Origin of the sequence: Nonomuraea rosea, from assembly GCF_039539705.1 — a bacterium.
Classification (GTDB): Bacteria; Actinomycetota; Actinomycetes; order Streptosporangiales; family Streptosporangiaceae; genus Nonomuraea; species Nonomuraea rosea.
This window is the reverse complement of the sequence record NZ_BAABDQ010000004.1, coordinates 374,542-390,513: the sequence shown is the minus strand read 5'-3', so window position 1 is coordinate 390,513 and position 15,972 is coordinate 374,542. Positions and strand designations below refer to the sequence as shown.

The 15,972-nt window shown below is 70.1% G+C and carries 14 protein-coding genes; 8 read left to right on the top strand and 6 right to left on the bottom strand.

Annotated features, from left to right (window positions below):
* Positions 1–67: 67 nt before the first annotated feature.
* On the top strand, positions 68–1,474 hold the full coding sequence (locus tag ABEA43_RS12810) for a dihydrolipoyl dehydrogenase family protein (RefSeq protein WP_345561412.1): 1,407 nt from the start codon (positions 68–70) through the stop codon (positions 1,472–1,474).
* Positions 1,475–1,551: 77 nt separating this feature from the next.
* Positions 1,552–2,430 (top strand): alpha/beta fold hydrolase, encoded by an 879-nt coding sequence (locus ABEA43_RS12805; RefSeq protein WP_345561410.1) that lies wholly within the window; start codon positions 1,552–1,554, stop codon positions 2,428–2,430.
* Here the strand turns inward: ABEA43_RS12805 and ABEA43_RS12800 are convergent.
* From ABEA43_RS12800 to ABEA43_RS12785, 4 genes are all read right to left on the bottom strand, one after another.
* Entirely contained in the window at positions 2,396–2,848 is a 453-nt protein-coding gene (locus ABEA43_RS12800) for an STAS domain-containing protein (protein WP_345561408.1), read from the bottom strand. The two genes, ABEA43_RS12805 and ABEA43_RS12800, sit on opposite strands and share 35 nt — an antisense overlap.
* 58 nt (positions 2,849–2,906) lie before the next feature.
* Positions 2,907–3,416, bottom strand: a complete 510-nt coding sequence (locus tag ABEA43_RS12795; protein ID WP_345561405.1) for a MarR family winged helix-turn-helix transcriptional regulator — start codon at positions 3,414–3,416, stop codon at positions 2,907–2,909.
* A 117-nt stretch (positions 3,417–3,533) separates the two neighbouring features.
* Entirely contained in the window at positions 3,534–4,532 is a 999-nt protein-coding gene (locus ABEA43_RS12790; protein ID WP_345561403.1) for a hypothetical protein, read from the bottom strand.
* The gene (locus ABEA43_RS12785; protein ID WP_345561401.1) at positions 4,532–5,737 is read right to left on the bottom strand and encodes a hypothetical protein; all 1,206 of its coding nucleotides are present in this window, start codon (positions 5,735–5,737) and stop codon (positions 4,532–4,534) included. The genes ABEA43_RS12790 and ABEA43_RS12785 overlap by 1 nt, the downstream gene beginning before the upstream one ends.
* Before the next feature lie 297 nt (positions 5,738–6,034).
* On the opposite strand from ABEA43_RS12785, the gene ABEA43_RS12780 reads away from it, so the two are divergent.
* The 4 genes from ABEA43_RS12780 to ABEA43_RS12765 all read left to right on the top strand — a co-directional run bounded on the left by ABEA43_RS12780 (position 6,035) and on the right by ABEA43_RS12765 (position 10,962).
* Entirely contained in the window at positions 6,035–8,188 is a 2,154-nt protein-coding gene (locus tag ABEA43_RS12780; RefSeq protein ID WP_345561399.1) for a transglycosylase domain-containing protein, read from the top strand.
* Positions 8,189–8,204: 16 nt separating this feature from the next.
* Entirely contained in the window at positions 8,205–8,648 is a 444-nt protein-coding gene (locus tag ABEA43_RS12775; RefSeq protein WP_345561398.1) for a hypothetical protein, read from the top strand.
* A 114-nt stretch (positions 8,649–8,762) separates the two neighbouring features.
* On the top strand, positions 8,763–9,734 hold the full coding sequence (locus ABEA43_RS12770) for a LacI family DNA-binding transcriptional regulator (protein ID WP_345561396.1): 972 nt from the start codon (positions 8,763–8,765) through the stop codon (positions 9,732–9,734).
* Entirely contained in the window at positions 9,721–10,962 is a 1,242-nt protein-coding gene (locus ABEA43_RS12765; protein WP_345561394.1) for a serine/threonine-protein kinase, read from the top strand. The genes ABEA43_RS12770 and ABEA43_RS12765 overlap by 14 nt, the downstream gene beginning before the upstream one ends.
* Before the next feature lie 74 nt (positions 10,963–11,036).
* Here the strand turns inward: ABEA43_RS12765 and ABEA43_RS12760 are convergent, their stop codons facing one another.
* Positions 11,037–12,404, bottom strand: coding sequence for a glycoside hydrolase family 12 protein (locus ABEA43_RS12760; RefSeq protein WP_345561392.1), 1,368 nt, complete (start codon positions 12,402–12,404; stop codon positions 11,037–11,039).
* A gap of 260 nt (positions 12,405–12,664) precedes the next feature.
* Here ABEA43_RS12760 and ABEA43_RS12755 point away from each other — a divergent pair, with 260 nt between their 5' ends.
* Positions 12,665–13,720 (top strand): lytic polysaccharide monooxygenase, encoded by a 1,056-nt coding sequence (locus ABEA43_RS12755; protein ID WP_345561390.1) that lies wholly within the window; start codon positions 12,665–12,667, stop codon positions 13,718–13,720.
* Positions 13,717–14,241, top strand: a complete 525-nt coding sequence (locus ABEA43_RS12750) for a hypothetical protein (RefSeq protein WP_345561388.1) — start codon at positions 13,717–13,719, stop codon at positions 14,239–14,241. Before ABEA43_RS12755 ends, ABEA43_RS12750 begins: the two co-directional genes overlap by 4 nt.
* Positions 14,242–14,366: 125 nt before the next feature.
* Here the strand turns inward: ABEA43_RS12750 and ABEA43_RS12745 are convergent, their stop codons facing one another.
* Entirely contained in the window at positions 14,367–15,947 is a 1,581-nt protein-coding gene (locus ABEA43_RS12745) for a cellulase family glycosylhydrolase (protein WP_345561386.1), read from the bottom strand.
* Positions 15,948–15,972 lie beyond the last annotated feature (25 nt).

The following is a 15,972-nucleotide window of genomic DNA, read 5'->3' as shown; positions in this document are numbered from 1 at the left end:
GTCCCCGTGCTCGCCACCCCGGCGTGAGAGAGTGCTTCTCATAAAGCGAGTGCTTCTGGAGGCTGGGGTGGCAGACGAGTTCGACGTCATCGTGATCGGTGCGGGTCCCGCCGGTGAGAACGTCGTTGATCGCGCCGTGCGCGGCGGCCTGACCGCGGCGATCGTGGAGGAGCGGCTGGCCGGCGGCGAGTGCTCCTACTGGGCCTGTGTGCCGAGCAAGGCGTTGCTGCGGCCGATCGATCTGGCCGGCGAGGTCGGCAGGGTCCCCGGGCTCTCGCTCGGGGACATCGACGTGCCCGCGGTGCTGGCGCGGCGCGACGAGGCCGTGTCGCACTTCGACGACGCCGGTCAGGTGCGGTGGATCGAGGGCGTGCCGGCCGAGTTCGTCCGCGGGCACGGGCGGCTCGACGGCGAGCGCCGGGTGCGCGTCACGACTGACGACGGCGGCGAGCGGGTGCTGACGGCCAGGCAGGCCGTCGTGCTGGCGACCGGCAGCAAGGCGCTGGTCCCGCCGGTGCCGGGGCTGGCCGAGGCGTCCCCCTGGACCAGCCACGAGGTGACCGCGACCAGCACGATTCCCGAGCGGCTCGTGGTGCTCGGCGGTGGCGTGGTCGCCTGTGAGATGGCCCAGGCCATGCACGGGCTCGGCGCCCGGCAGACCACCGTGCTGGTGCGCGGCGGCGGGCTGCTGAACAAGATGGAGCCGTTCGCCGGCGAGCTGCTCGCCGAGTCGTTCGCCGAGGCCGGGATCGACGTGCGCCTCCACACCGGCGTGGTGCGGGTCGAGCGCCCCGAGCCCGGCGGCAAGGTGACGGTGCACCTCTCCGAGGGGCCGCCGCTGGAGGCCGACGAGCTGCTGGTGGCCACCGGCCGCCGGGTCGCCACGGGCGGTCTGGGGCTCGGCGCGGTGGGCCTGCCCGACGACGCTCCCGTCGAGGTGGACGACAGCATGCGGGCGACCGGGGTCTCGGGCGGCTGGCTGTACGCGGTGGGCGACGTCAACGGCCGCGTGCTTCTCACCCACATGGGCAAATATCAGGCCAGGATCTGCGGTGACGTCATCGCGGCCCGCGCGCGCGGCGACGAGCTGACCGGGATGCGGGACCTCGCGGGCGGCTACGGCGCGCCGCAGGTCGTCTTCACCGATCCGCAGATCTGCGCGGTCGGCCGCACCGAGAAGGAGGCGCGGGAGGCCGGCTTCCGTGTCCGGGTGGTCGACTACGACATGGGCGCGGTGACCGGGGCCTACCTGCTGGGCGACGGCTACCGCGGCCGGGCCAAGGCAGTCGTGGACGAAGACAGGAAGGTGCTGCTCGGCGTCACGTTCGCCGGTCCAGGGGTGGCTGAGCTGCTGCACTCCGCCACGATCGCGGTGACCGGGGAGGTGCCGCTCGACCGGCTCTGGCACGCGGTGCCCGCCTTCCCGACGGTGAGCGAGATCTGGTTGCGGCTGCTGGAGACGTACGGGCTGTGACCTGTGCTGTGACCTGGGCTGGGACCTGGGCTGGGCCTGCCAGGTTTGCCCGGCGGGCAGGCGGCTAGGGGTGGGTGATGGATCGGGAAACGGCCATCGCCCACCGCTGGATGCGGCTCGACGGGATCGACGTCTTCTACCGGGAGGCCGGGCCGGCCGACGCGCCGGTCGTGCTGCTCCCGCACGGCTATCCGTGCTCGTCCTTCCAGTATCGCGACTTCATGCCCGCGCTGGCCGACCGGTGGCGGCTGCTCGCGCCCGACTTCCCCGGGTTCGGCTACAGCGGCACGCCCGACCCCGCGCGCTTCTCCTACACCTTCGACGGCTACGCGGACTTCCTCGGCCGCTTCGCGGACGCGTTCGGCCTGCGGCGCTTCGCCCTCTATCTGCACGACTACGGCTCGCAGATCGGGTTGCGCCTGGCGATGGCGGATCCGGAGCGGGTCGCCGCCCTCATCATCCAGAACGGCGACGTCTATGAGGACGAGCTCGGGCCGAAGTACGAGGGGCTGCGGGCGTACTGGGACGACCCGACCATGGAGGGCCGGTCCGCGCTGACCGGGGCGGTGAGCGAGGAGGGGTTCCGCGAGGAGTTCCTGAACGACGTCCCGGCGGGGCTGGCCGAGCAGATCAGTCCCGACCTGTGGAAGCTGGCCTGGGGTCAGCTCGGCAGCCCGTTGCGCCGCGAGATCATGGTCGGCCTGATGGAGGGCCTGAAGGACAATCTCTCCTGGTTCCCGAAATATCAGGACTACCTGCGCGAGCATCAGCCCCCGACGCTGATCGTCTGGGGACCGCATGACGGCTACATGCCGGAGGGCGCGGCGCGGGCGTACCTGAGAGACCTTCCCGACGCGGAGCTCCACCTGCTCGACGGCGGGCACTGGGCCCTGGAGACCAATCTGGCGGAGATCGTCGCGCTCAGCCGCGACTTTTTGGCCCGTTCGCACGCATGACGCCGGGCGGGATGGCCGAGCCGAGGGCGGCGCCTTCGTGACCGCCCCGGGCTTCCGACTGCACCATCAGCTCCGCCACCGTCTCCTCCACGCTCCCGCGCAGCTCCACGTGCGACAGCAGGTCCGTCAGCCGGAGCACCGACATCAGGTGCTCCGACGGATGGACCAGGATGATCCGGCCGTTCGGCTCCTCCTCCATCCGCTGCATCACCATGGCGAGCACGCCGATGACCGAGGAGTCGTAGAAGTTCAGTTCCCCCAGGTCGAACACGAAGACGGGACCGGAAGACCAGTCCCACACGTCGTTGATCCGGGCGCTGAACCTGACCCGGCCCGCGTGGTCGAGCTCACCGCTGGCGCGCAGGACCGTGCAGTGCACGTACCTGGTCGTCTCGATGCGCAAGCTGCGTTTGCCCACGACGTTCCACTGCCCCATGAGCGGCGATATCACAGAGGATCACGAATTTTCCCGCGTATTACGCCTCACGGTCTCCCCGTTCGCCGAGCGGGCCGTCGAGCAGCTTGCGGAGAATCCCGGCGAGCGTCTCCACGTCCTCGGGGCTGAGCGGCGAGGCCAGGCGGGCCAGGTTCGCGGCGTGCTCGGTGAGCGTCTCGTCGATGACCCGCAGCCCCTCATCGGTCAGCCGGACGCGGAAGCTGCGCCGGTCGGCCGGGTCGAGACTGCGCTCGACCAGCCCGGCGGCCTCCAGCCGGTCGAGCCGGTTGGTCATGCCCGCCCGCGACATCATGAGCACCGCCGACAGCTCCGACGGGATCAGCGTGTGCGGGGGCCCGCACCTGCGCAGCGCCGCCAGCACGTCGAACTCGCCCTGCCGCAGCCCGCGCTTGAGGACGACCTGATCCACCCGCGGCTCCAGGAGCCGCGTCACCTGGGCCAGCCGCCCGAAGGCGCCCATGGCCGACAGGTCGAGGTCGGGCCGCTCGCGCCGCCACTGTTCGAGGATCCTGTCGATAGCGTCGCCCATGACACCGCATCTTATTCGGGCCAGGACTATCCGCCCCCGTACTACCTGGCCGTCAGTGCCGCTGGGAAGCCGACCGGCGTCGGTGCAGCGCCGCCGAAACCGGCCGACGCCGGCCGGCTAGTGGTCGGTGCCCGACTCCAGTGTGGGGATGGCGCCCGGGGACGGGGCGATCATGACCAGCAGCGGCGAGCCCGCGGGGCTGGGCAGCACCAGCTCGGTGACGTTGCCCTGCACGCTCTGCGCCAGCGCGGCCGTCTCGCCGTCCCTGACGCTGAGGATCCGCTCCACGGACGGCGCCGCCGCGCCGAGCAGCTTCCTGGTGGCGTGGCGCAGCCAGCGCAGCTCGCTGTTCATCCGCCGCCACGTCGCCGGGATGACGCTCGCCGACTCGGCCCTGGTCCCCAGCCTGAGCTTGATCCGCCCGCTGGACCCGAAGGTGTCCTTCAGCACGGGGTTGACCACGAACATGCCCGAGCGCAGAAGGCGGGCGCCCTGCCTGTTGAGGTTGGCCAGGCCGCCGCCGCTGATCAGCGAGGAGAACTCGCAGCGCGAGCCGTCGAGCGTGTCGGGGTCGAAGTCCACCGCCGGGACCTCCTCGAACACGACCTTGTCCAGCCGCAGCCCGGCCACGCCGTCGGACGCGACGCGGCCCGCCACGGCCTGACGCACCTCCTCGCCGACGCCGTCGCCCTCCATGATGTCGAGCGCCTCGACGCAGATCAGGCCGTCGTCGGGGATCTCCGCGGCGGTCAGGTCGAAGGCCACCCTGGCGTGCGCCTTCCTGCCCCGCAGCAGCACGCACTGGCGCAGCAGCCCCTGGGAGCGGATCTGCACGAGCCGGGGCAGCGTGGTCGCGGGCTCGGTCCTGCCGGTGTGCCAGCCCTCGACGGAGCGCTCGTCCGCCGACAGCGACAGCAGCACCCGCAGCGGGCGTCCCTGCGCGGCCACCTTGAACCCGGCCAGCCCCGAGCTCTCGAACCTGCCCACGATCTGGCTGCCCCGGTGCAGCCGGTCGGTCACCTGCAACGAGGGGACCTGCCCGCTGAGCAGATGTACGGGCGGGATCGCCGGAAGGATCACCTGGTCGAAGTCGGTGCTTGATCCTGCGCTGCTCATCAGCTGCTCCTCGCGGGGGTGAATGTCGTGGCCGGTCCTGCGGGGTCGTGGAAGTCGAATCGGGTCAGCAAGGGGTCGCGTCTCTCCCACATGCGGCGTACCGCGCCGTAGAGGGGGTCGCCGTCGCGCTCCACGTGCGCCAGGTTGACGGCACACCCCCGTGCGTAGTCCGCGCCGTGCTCCCAGTGCGGCAGGAGCTGGGTGGGCACGTCGGCGCCGCAGCGGCGCAGCCAGAGCCACAGGCGGGCGCGCTCGCGCTGCTCGGGCCTGAGGATGGAGTCGCCCTTGGCATGCCTGCCGATGGCCTCCCCGAGCAGCGCCCGGTGCTCGGCGGGCGAGTGCGCGACGTACGTGGCGCCGCACGCGCTCCCCTCCGACCAGCCGGCCTGGATGACGGGGATGCCGAACGCGGGCAGGTCGCTGTCCCCGAACGTGACGCCCACGTCCGCCAGGCTCCACAGGAGATTCGGGGACAGGGCCCCGGTCACGCACCTGATCCGGGGATGGACGGGCGCGACGGGGTCGAGGAACAGCCAGTTCGCCGACTCGTCCGCCGCGGCGAACTCCGCCGTCGTCTCGAACAGCTCCTTGTCCTGGCCGGGCGTGTGCCCGAACACGGCGATCGACGGCCGGTCGGGGTCGAGGCCCAGGCGGGCGCACCCGTAGTAACGCAACTGGCGGCGTTCGGTCTCCGTGCGGATCTGGTAGCCGCTCTTCGCCCGCCAGGCCGCCCGCTCGACGCCGGCCCTGACGGCGTCCCGGTGCGGCCAGACGTGCCGCTCGAAGAACGCGCCGACCCGGCCGGGCAGCTCCTCGTGGAAGGCGCTCGGCTCGTCCTCGGGGAACACCGCGTACGCCTTCAGCGACCCGGTCCCGTGGACGTGCACGACCGGCACGTCCATGCGGACACCGGGCTCCACGCGGCTGGTGACCAGCGCGGCGGGCGACGGCGCGGCCCGCAGGTCGCGCTCGGCCCCGAACGCCTCGGCCAGCCTGCGCCACTCGGCGCCGGCCTGCACCACCAGCCGCGCCGCGAGCAGCTCGGCGAGCACCCTGGCCGTCACCAGCGTCCGCAGGACGACCCTGATGTCCTGACCGGACAGCTCCGCCACGACGCAGCACGATCCGGTGGGGGCCGGCCCCCAGGAGGTCCTGGCGGCGGACAGCAGCCGTTCGACGTGCTCGCCGTCCCCGGCACGACGCATAAGACCCTCCCCCAAGGCCGGCAAGAAAACGCCCTCGTAGACGTTGCCAGAAGGGCCGCCGTACGCCTGGCGGTCAACACGCTTCTTTGCCCGTGGCTGGCAGAAACTGAGCGGACGCCACAGCCGCCGCACCCGACCCGCGCGCCGCGAATCCTCTGCTATGCCGACGAAAGCGGCAAAAAACTGGCTTACGGCCCGAACAAACAGGGAAGTTGGCGGGTCCAAGCTTTTACATGTAGCACGTCATGGCGGGGTTTAGGATGCACCCTATTGCCACGAGGGGAAGGTATTGCCAGCATGAGTTCCCGTTTGTCGAGTATCGCGCGCCTGACCGGGGCAGCGGTGGCAGCCGGCGTGGTGGCCGCGGCCATCGCTCTGCCGGCGGTCGGTGGCACCGGAGCGATGTTCGTCTCGGCATCGGAGGACCTGGGCATCAAACCTGAGGAGCTCAAGGAGCCCCCGCTCGCGGAGAAGACGACGGTGCTCGACGCCAAGGGCAACGCGATCGCGACGTTCTACGAGGAGTACCGCGAGAACGTCGCCCTCGCCGAGGTGTCCGACTTGATGAAGACGGCCATCATCTCCATCGAGGACTACCGCTACTACGATCACGGCGCGATCGACATCGAGGGCACCATGCGCGCCCTGGCGAAGAACCTGACCTCGGGCGGCATCGCCCAGGGCGGCTCCTCCATCACCCAGCAGTACGTCAAGCAGGTGCTCCTCAACTCGGCGACCACCGACAAGGAGCGGAACGCGGCCCTGGAGGCCAGCTACGCGCGCAAGCTCAAGGAGCTGCGCTACGCGATGGCCGTCGAGAAGAAGTACTCCAAGGACCAGATCCTGGAGAAGTACCTCAACATCGCCTACTTCGGCGCGGGCGCGTACGGGGTGGAGGCGGCGGCCAAGCGCTTCTTCGGGGTGAACGCGTCCGAGCTGACGCTTTCGCAGGCCGCGACCCTCGCGGGCGCCGTGCAGGACCCCAACGCGACGGACCCCAACCTGGGCAAGTCCCACCGGGCCCTGCTGCTGAACCGGCGCAACGTCGTGCTCAACCGGATGGCCGAGCTGAAGAAGATCACGCCGGAGGAGGCCGCGGCGGCCAAGGCGAAGAAGCTCGGCTGGAAGGCCACCGCGCTGCCCGGCGGCTGCGGCGCCAGCCCGTACCCGTACTTCTGCATGTACGTCCGCAACGAGATCCTCAGCAACAAGGCCTTCGGCAAGACGAAGAAGATCAGGACGCAGTTCCTCAACAGGGGCGGGCTGACGATCCAGACCACGCTGGACCCGAAGATGCAGGAGGCCGCCGAGGAGGCCATCAAGAAGCACGTGCACGCCTCGGACAACCCGGTCGCCTCCGAGGCCCTGGTCAAGCCGGGCACGGGCGAGATCAAGGCGATGGCCGCCAGCCGCAAGTACGGAAACTCCAAGCGCAAGCATGAGATGTCGTACAACGTGGTGGCCAACGCCGTGCACGGTGGCGGCATCGGCTTCCAGGCCGGCTCGACGTTCAAGACGTTCACCCTGCTCACCGCGCTCAAGCAGGGCATGAAGATCAACGAAGGGTTCACGGTCGGCCAGGGTTTCCGGGCCCCGTACTACTCCTCGTTCAAGAACTGCAAGGGCGAGAACATCGCCGACCCGACCTTCACCGTCACCAACGACGAGGGCGGCGGCGGCTTCAAGTCGCTGGCCACCGGCACCTGGGGCTCGGTGAACACCTTCTTCATGCAGCTGGAGCAGAAGGTCGGCCTCTGCAACGTGATCACCACGGCCAAGTCGCTGGGCATCGAGCGGGCCGACGGCAACCCGCTGCAGGAGTTCTCGACGTTCACGCTCGGCATCAACGAGATGGACCCGGTGACCGTCGCCAACGCCTACGCCGCCATCGGCGCGCGCGGCAAGTACTGCGAGCCCATGGCCATCACCAAGATCACCGATCGTGACGGCAAGGTGCGCACCTACAAGCCGGAGTGCAAGCAGGCCTTCGACGAGGAGGTCGCGGACGCCGCGGCGAACATCCTGTCGGGCGTGTTCACCAAGGGCACGATGCGGGGCGTCGGCGGCATCGGCCGACCGGCGGCCGGCAAGACCGGCACGACGGACGCCCAGTCCACCGCCTGGTTCGCCGGGTTCACCCCCGACCTGGCCGGCGCGGTCAGCATCGGCGACCCGCGCGGCGCGGTCACGCACAAGCTCAACAACATCACCATCGGCGGCCGGTACTACGGCTCGGTCTTCGGCGCCTCCGTGCCGGGGCCGATCTGGAAGGACACCATGATGTCGGCGCTGAAGGGCACCCCGCCGACGTCCTTCACCCCGGTCGACAGCGCCCGCTTCGGCGGCTGCGGCAGCAGCTGCGCGCCCGTCCGGCCGCAGCCCGACAACGACGACGACGCGCTGGAAGAGGGCGGGCCGGGCGACACCAACGTCGGCACCACCCGGGACTGATCTGAAGCCCGCCACGTTGACAGGCAGACCGAAGAGCGGGCCGGTGCTCCCCGGGCTCGAACTGCTCCTCCCGGACAACCTGGTCGCCAACCTCTTTGCGGTCCCCGACAGGACGCTGGTCTGGAGCGTGGGTGGCAAGGACGTCGGCATGGCCCTGGTCCGCGAGCAGGACGTCGAAAGCCACGCGGGCGGCACGCAGTTCATCGAGCGCGACCGCCGGTGGTTCGGCCTGGCGAGACCCGGGACCGCCAAGGTCGAGCTGGTCTTCGCCGACGGCACGTCCACGACCTCGCCGGCCGTGAACGACATCTGCCGCCTGTTCGCCGGGAGCCATCAGCACGACGGCGACATCTGTCTGGAGGGTTTCCAGGTTGTCGGATACGACGTATCGGTCAGGGAAATATGGCGTGATCCACACCCGGCACAGAAACCTCTGACGGTTACCACCGCCCCTAGCTGAGCAGATTCGGAGTGCGTCCGCACAGTGGGACGCACTCCTTGCAAAGGCCCTATTAACAGCGGCGAAACATTGGTAACGTGGGAGCGCTCCCAGGATCTTTCCGCGAGGTGCTCCATGACCGAGCAGCCCACACTGGCACAGGTGGCGGCCGCTGCAGGGGTTTCCCCCGCGACCGCATCTCGAGTCCTCACGGGCTCGGTGCGGGTCAGTACCTCGACCCGCCGACAAGTCTACGACGCCGTGTCCCGCATGGGATACGTCCGCCAACGCGCCCCCCGGGGTACGGCCGCCAAGACCATGGCCGACGGCGTCACGGCGGTCATCTGCGACCATCTTCCCCGGTTGTTCTCCGAGCCCTACTACGCCCGGCTGCTGTCCGCGGCCGGCGCGGTCATCGCCGAACACGGCACCCATCTCATGGTGACGACAGTCACCCCTACCTCCTCCACCTTGCCCGTCCTGTCCGGGGCGGTGCTCATCGTGGGGGCCAGAGAGCGGCACCCGCTGGCGATCAAGTTATCCACCTCGGGCGTCCCGGTGCGCAACATCGGCAGACCGCCCCACGACCTCAAGCTCCCCTACGCCGACGTGGACAATTTCGACGGCGGGCGGCAGGCGGCCGAGCACTTTCTCCTCACCGGCCGCCGCAACGTCGCCGCCATCGGCGGTCCACCTTCCTTACCCGCCGCCCGTGACCGGCTGGAGGGCCTCGTACGTACCCTCCAGGCGGCAGGGGCGCCCGACGTGCCCGTGGCCTACGGCGACTTCACCGCCGCCTCGGGCACCCACGCCATGCAGTGGCTGTTACGCCACGCGCCAGGGCTGGACGCCGTCTTCGTCGCCTCGGACCTGATGGCGGCCGGCGCCATCCAGGCACTGCGCAGGGCCGGCCGCAAGGTTCCCGCGGACGTCGCGGTGATCGGGTTCGACGACGCACCGGTCGCCAGGCACACCGCACCCACCCTGACCACCATCCGCCAGCCCGTCGAGGAACTCGCCACGGTCGCCACCCGGCTCCTCCTCTCGGGGGCCACGGGAATCGACCCTGTACTCCCCACGGAACTGGTCGTCCGTGAGTCGGCTTGAGCCTGGGGATGTGCTGGCCCGCAGGTATCTGTTGCTGGACCCGCTGGCCAGCGGGGGCATGTCGGTCATCTGGCGTGCCTTCGACCAGTCGCTGCACCGGATGATCGCGGTGAAGGTGCTGACCGCCTCGCTGCACACCGATCACGGCGAGCGGGTCAGCGTACGCAGCGAGGCCCGCGCCGCCGCCAAGTTCATCCATCCGGACTCGATCGAGATCTACGACTACGGCGAGAGCGTCACCACGAGCGGCGGGGTGGCGGCTTTCGTCGTCATGCCGCTGCTCGACGGCACGCCACTGGCCGAACGCATCGAACGGGGCCCGCTGCCGTGGACCGAGGCGGCGGCCATCGCTCTCCGGCTGGCGCGGGTCCTGATGGCCGGCCACGCGCTCGGCCTGGTCCACAGGGACGTCACGGCGGAGAACGTGCTGCTCACCGCCGGCGGCCCCAAGCTGCTCGACTACGGCATCGCGGCCTGGGCGGGAGACCCCGACGACGACCGCGGCACCCCTCCCTACGTCGCTCCGGAACGCCTCATGGGCGCGCCGACCCATCCCGCGGTCGACGTCTACGCCCTGGGCGTGCTGCTGTTCACCATGCTCACCGGGCGGACGCCGTACCCCGAGACCACGTGGGAGGAGATCGAAGCGGCGCTCAGGACGGCACCGCCGCCCCGGCCCCCCGGGGTGCCCCATGCCGTCGCCACACTCTGCCAGCACTGCCTGGCGCACCGGCCGGAGGAGCGGCCCACGGCTGCGGAGATCGTCGCGGCGCTCACCTCGGCGCTCGGCACGGCGCGGCTCGGGCAGCACGTCAGGCGCGGCTTCACCGTGGCGGGATCCGCGGCGGTCGCGCTGTCCATCCTGCTGTGGTTCCAGCAGACCGAGCTCAAGCAGCCGGAGCAGGCGGCCGAACCTGCGCCCGCCACCACGGCCAGGTTGATCGAGCGCTCTCCGGCCACGGTGGTCACCGTCGAGGAGGCCGTCACGGACTTCAGGACCGTGCTGGAGGCCAAGACGCCGTGCGGCGCGACCGACGCCGACGTCGTGCTGGACCTCAAGCAGGTCCTGCACGACTCCGTGGCGCCGCACGGACCGTCCACGTCCAAGACCGACCACCTGCGCCGCAAGCTGTCCGACCGGCTGCGGGAAGGCCGGCTCTCGCCGGCCTGCCTGAGCGAGCTGCAGGCCAGGCTCGACGACATCGACATCGCGCTCAAGCGGGATTGACGAGGGGTACGGCAGCACCCGCCGTACCCCTCCACGCCCGGGTCGCGCCCCTCGCAAAGCACGCCCGAGCGAGATCAGCCGCAGGCGTAGCCCGCGGGCAGCTGGGTGCTACTGGCCGGCCTGGTCGCCTGGTAGCCGAAGCTCGTGGACGCGCCGGGCCCGATGGCGCCGTTGTGCGCCAGGTTCCTGACCGTCACCGTGCCGCCGCTGACGGTGTAGCTCGCGTTCCAGATGCCGCTGATCGTGTGGCCGGCGGGGAGCGCGAAGGTGACCGTCCAGCTCGTCCTGGCCGTGGTGCTGCTGACGGTCACGGGCTGGATGACGTAGCCGGTGTTCCAGGCGTTCTGGGTGGTCGCGTTCACCGCGCAGCTCCCGCCGCCGCCCCCGCCGGGCAGCGTGGTCACGGTGACCGTGCCGGACTCCGGCGAGAGGTTGTTCGCGCCGTCCCTGGCCTGCACCCGATAGCGGTACGCGGTGGCGGGCGTCAGGCCCGTGTCGGTGAAGGAGGTCGTCGTGCCGCCGCCGACCCTGGTGAAGGTGTCGCCGGTCGCCCGCAGGACGTCGTAGCCCGCCAGGCCGCTGCCGCCGGTGTCGGTGGAGGCGCCCCACGACAGGGTCGTGCCGGTCGACGTGGTGCCGGCGGCCGTGGGGGTGCCCGGCGTGCTCGGCGGCGTCGTGTCCGTGCCGCCGCCGCCGGAGCCGAAGGAGAAGGAGTTGACCGCGAGGCCCGCGCCGCCGACCCAGGGCTCGAAACCGGCCTGCACGCTGGTCAGGTACCAGGACCGCTGCGCGTGGCCGCGGCTGATCGCGTCGGCGTAGAAGGTGTTGATCGTGAAGTCGAGCGAGGAGGTGGCCGAGGTGCGCACGTACGAGATCACGTTCCAGCCGATGTTGCCGAACCAGACCTGCCAGGTGCCGCCGGCCAGGCTCACGGTGCCGACCTGCGAGCCGACGGGCTGGATCGAGCCCTGCTTGTTCAGCCAGACCATGATCTCGGCCCCGGTGTTCTGGCCGTCGGTGCGCGGGGTCGGGTCGAACCAGATGTCGTAGGCCGCGTCCCAGGTGCCGCTGCCCGGGTACGTCATGCTCACGCTGGTGCGCAGCGACCCGAACGCGGCGGCGCTGGCCTGCATGGGCAGGTTGCTGCCGGTGCTGCAGTTGGCGTAGTGGCAGCCGGCGTAGATCGCCGGGTAGGAGGCCGGGGCGCCGTTCGTCGGCTTGTTGTGCGCGGACTGGGTGACCGTGAAGCCGCCGCTCTGGTTGACGTCGATGCACTGCGCGGTGTCGGCGCCCCAGACGTTGTTGATCACGACGTAGCGGCCGCTCTGGACGGTGGTCGCGCCGAACTTCTCGCACAGCACCGGTGCGGCCTGCGCCGGGGCGGCGAACAGGCCGGCGGCGAGTAACGCACTGATGATCAGGTAGATGTGCACGTGCCTCATGGCATGTTGCTCCCGCCTCTGCGAAACCAAGGGTCGCTGGGAGCGCTCCCAGCGTAAGACTCCAGTGCGTGCCGGTAGAGCACAAGCAGGGCGTACACCCGGTCGCCCGCGGCGGCACGGCCACCAGGGGAAACCGTGACCAAGATCGGCTGAAAGTTTCACAGCGCGTTGTCGGGGGCCTGCCGTCCGTGATTCAATGCGCTGGCCGGGCGGGCTGTTCGTGGGCAGGTTTCCTCTGTCGTCAGCGCAAGGGAATCCCCATGAAGTTATTCAAGTCGGCGGCGATCACCGCCGTCATGGTTCTGATCACCTCTGTCCTCATGGTGCCCACACAGGCACAGGCGCACGGGGTCTCGATGTTCCCCGCCGCCCGCACGTTCATGTGCTGGCAGGACGGTCTGCGGGAGAACGGGCAGATCCTCCCCTACAACCCCGCATGTGCGGCCGCCGTCAACCAGAGCGGCGCGACCCCCCTGTACAACTGGTTCGCGGTGCTGCGCTCCGACGGCGCGGGCCGGACCTCCGGCTTCATCCCCGACGGGCAGCTCTGCAGCGGCGGCACCGGCGGGCCCTACGACTTCTCGGCCTACAACGCGGTCCGTTCAGACTGGCCGCTGACTCACTTGACCTCGGGCGCGAACATCCAGATGCGGCACAGCAACTGGGCGCAGCACCCCGGGGCGTTCAACTACTACGTCACCAAGAACGGCTGGAACCCGAACGCGCCACTGAAGTGGTCGGATCTGGAGCCGTTCGGCAGCGCCACCAACCCGCCCGCCAACGGCGGTCCCGGCGGGCTCAACTACTACTACTGGAACGCCCAGCTCCCGTCCGGCAAGACCGGCCGGCACATCATCTACACGCACTGGATCCGCTCGGACAGCAACGAGAACTTCTACAGCTGCTCCGACGTCGTCTTCGACGGCGGCACCGGCCAGGTCACCGGGGTCGGCCCCGGCGGCAGCACCCCCGACCCGACGGTCACGCCGACCGACCCGGTCCCGACGGGCTCCTGCTCCGCCACGTGGAAGGCCACGAACACCGGCTGGGCCGGCCACTTCCAGGGCGAGGTGACCGTGAAGAACACGACCACCTCCTCGATCAACGGCTGGACGGTCAAGTGGACCTACGGCAACGGCGAGGGCTTCGACGGCTCGCCGTGGAACGGCGTGCTGAGCGCTCAACCGCCGAATGTGACGGTCAAGAACGCCAGCTATAACGGCCAGCTCTCCCCGAACGCGACCACCACGTTCGGATTCAACGCCACCGGCTCGGTCCCGAGCCCCGCACCCACTCTGACGTGCACCAGTCCGTGATCAAAACACGTCGCGGGCTTGTCGCGGCAGTCGTCACCCTGGCCAGCCTGACCCTGGCCGGGGTGATGTTCTTCGCTGCCCGGCAGCCGTCGTCACAGCTGAACCAAGAGCTCGCCGCCCAGGTGACTCTCATCCTTGAGCAGTCGTCGCCGGACGAGCACCACGCCCACGGCCACAGCACCTTCGACTCGCGGGTCGTCTGCGCCGTGGAACCCTTCGGCACCGAGCCGGCGGACGCCACCTCCCTGGTGGAGGTCCGGTGGGTCTACGCCCGCCACATGTGCGCGGTCACCGGTGCGGGCACCGATTGGGCGTCCTCCGTACGGGCCTCAGGCCCCATCGCCGTGAAGATAGACATCCCACCCCAGATCAGGGTGCCGTCGCCGGGAGAGGGCTATCCGGACCGCGTCCGGCAGCTCATCCCCGCCCGCTACCACGAGCAGGCGTTCGCCGAGTTCGAGAGCGAGGACGCGATCGACGCCGCCCGTGAGAGATTCGCGCAGGCCATCTCCGCGAAGTGAGCACACATACGGACGCGGCCGGCTGGTAAGCCGGCCGCGTCCGCCCATCCGGGCGGGATGGTGTCCTGAGCAGGGTAATGGAGTTGGACCCTCACCTCCTCATACGCAGCCGGACGTCCGAGTGTTCAGTTGGCGCAGGTGTAACCGGAGGGAACTGAGGTGTTGCCGGTGGGGCGGCTCGCCTGGAGGCCGAAGCTGGTGCTCGCGTTCGGCGCCAGAGTGCCGTTGTAGCCCATGCTCTTGGCCGTCACCGTCTGGCCGCTGACCGTCACCGCGGCGTTCCACGAGCCGGTGAGCGTGTGCCCGGCCGGCAGCGTGAACGTCACCGTCCAGCTCGTCTTGGCCGAGGTGCTGGTGTTGGTCACGGTCACGGGCTGCACGACGTACCCGGTGCCCCACTGGCTCTGTACGGTGCCCGCGGCCGTGCAGCCGCCGCCACCGCCGCCGCTCAGCGTCGTGAAGGACGCGGCCGGTGACTGGGCGGACTGGTTGCCCGCGGCGTCCCTGGCCTTCACGTACACCTGGTACGCGGTCGCCGCCGACAGCCCGGTCAGCGCGATCGAGTTGGTGGCCGTGCTGCCGAGCGCGGTGCCGGTCGAGGTGTAGACGTCGTAACCGGCCACGCCCACGTTGTCCGTGGAGGCCGTCCAGGTCAGGGTGGCCCCCGACGAGGTGATGTTCGACGCGGCCGGCGTGCCGGGGGTGCTCGGCGGTGTCGGGTCGGTGGTGCCGCCGCCGTAGATCGAGGCCTGCTTCGAGGTCGCCGCGATGCCGTTGGCGCCGTTGAACAGCCGCTGGCCCCAGGAGGTGAGCTGGGTGACGTCGAAGTTGGTGACCTGGTCGAGATACTCGACGCCGCCGCCGTTGCCGCTCCACGACCAGCCCAGGTAGCCGAGCCCGCGGCTCACGGCCTGCGCCATGATCGTGTCCTCGTCCGGGTCGCCGTCGGAGTGGTTGAACCCGAACTCGCCGACGACCAGCGGCAGCCCGGCGGTCTTGAACGCGTCCATGTACGCGTTGATCTCCGCGGCCGTGTCGAAGACGCCGTACATGTGGATGGAGAAGATCGTGTTCTTGGCGGGGTCGCTGTCGAAGACGGCCCGCGCGTTGTCGCGCATGCCGAACTGCCAGTCCTGGCCCCAGTTGGGCGCGTCGACCATGATCGCGTGCTCGAAGCCGTTGGTCCGCAGCTTCTGGATCGCGGCCGTGGTGGCGGCGGCCCAGCCCGGGGTGACGGCGTTGTTGCCGACCGGCTCGTTGCCGATGTTGACGATGACGTAGTCCTCCTGGCCGACCAGGGCGGACTTGACGCTGATCCAGTAGTTCGCGGCCTGGTCGAGGGTGTAGGCGCCGCTCTGCTCGCCGTACCCGGTGGTGTCGTGGTTCTCCAGCACGCAGATGAGCTTGTTCTGCTTGCAGAGCGCGACGACGTTGGCCACGTCGGCGGCCGTGTTGGCGGTCCAGCGGCCGCCGCTGAGCACGACCCGCACGGTGTTGGCCTTCAGCGACTTGATGTCGGCGAACGCCTTGGTCTGCGTGGCGTACCAGGTGTGCGCGTGACTGGTGCCGCGCATGACGAACTCCTGGCCGTTCGACTCCAGGATCTTCGCGCCGCTGACGCGCAGGCCGGTGGCGGCGCTCGCGGGGACGGCGGGCAGGACGAGGAAGGCCGCGAGCACGGCCAGCGCGGTGAACAGTGATTTCATGGGCTGCCTTTCACTGAGCTGTGGA

What these genes read in the sequence shown, in the direction of transcription:
- ABEA43_RS12805 (WP_345561410.1), top strand. Translation starts at nt 1,552, where the DNA reads ATGGATCGGGAAACGGCCATCGCCCACCGCTGGATGCGGCTCGACGGG.
- ABEA43_RS12795 (WP_345561405.1), bottom strand. Translation starts at nt 3,416, where the DNA reads ATGGGCGACGCTATCGACAGGATCCTCGAACAGTGGCGGCGCGAGCGG.
- ABEA43_RS12790 (WP_345561403.1), bottom strand. Translation starts at nt 4,532, where the DNA reads ATGAGCAGCGCAGGATCAAGCACCGACTTCGACCAGGTGATCCTTCCG.
- ABEA43_RS12785 (WP_345561401.1), bottom strand. Translation starts at nt 5,737, where the DNA reads ATGCGTCGTGCCGGGGACGGCGAGCACGTCGAACGGCTGCTGTCCGCC.
- ABEA43_RS12780 (WP_345561399.1), top strand. Translation starts at nt 6,035, where the DNA reads ATGAGTTCCCGTTTGTCGAGTATCGCGCGCCTGACCGGGGCAGCGGTG.
- ABEA43_RS12770 (WP_345561396.1), top strand. Translation starts at nt 8,763, where the DNA reads ATGACCGAGCAGCCCACACTGGCACAGGTGGCGGCCGCTGCAGGGGTT.
- ABEA43_RS12760 (WP_345561392.1), bottom strand. Translation starts at nt 12,404, where the DNA reads ATGAGGCACGTGCACATCTACCTGATCATCAGTGCGTTACTCGCCGCC.
- ABEA43_RS12755 (WP_345561390.1), top strand. Translation starts at nt 12,665, where the DNA reads ATGAAGTTATTCAAGTCGGCGGCGATCACCGCCGTCATGGTTCTGATC.
- ABEA43_RS12745 (WP_345561386.1), bottom strand. Translation starts at nt 15,947, where the DNA reads ATGAAATCACTGTTCACCGCGCTGGCCGTGCTCGCGGCCTTCCTCGTC.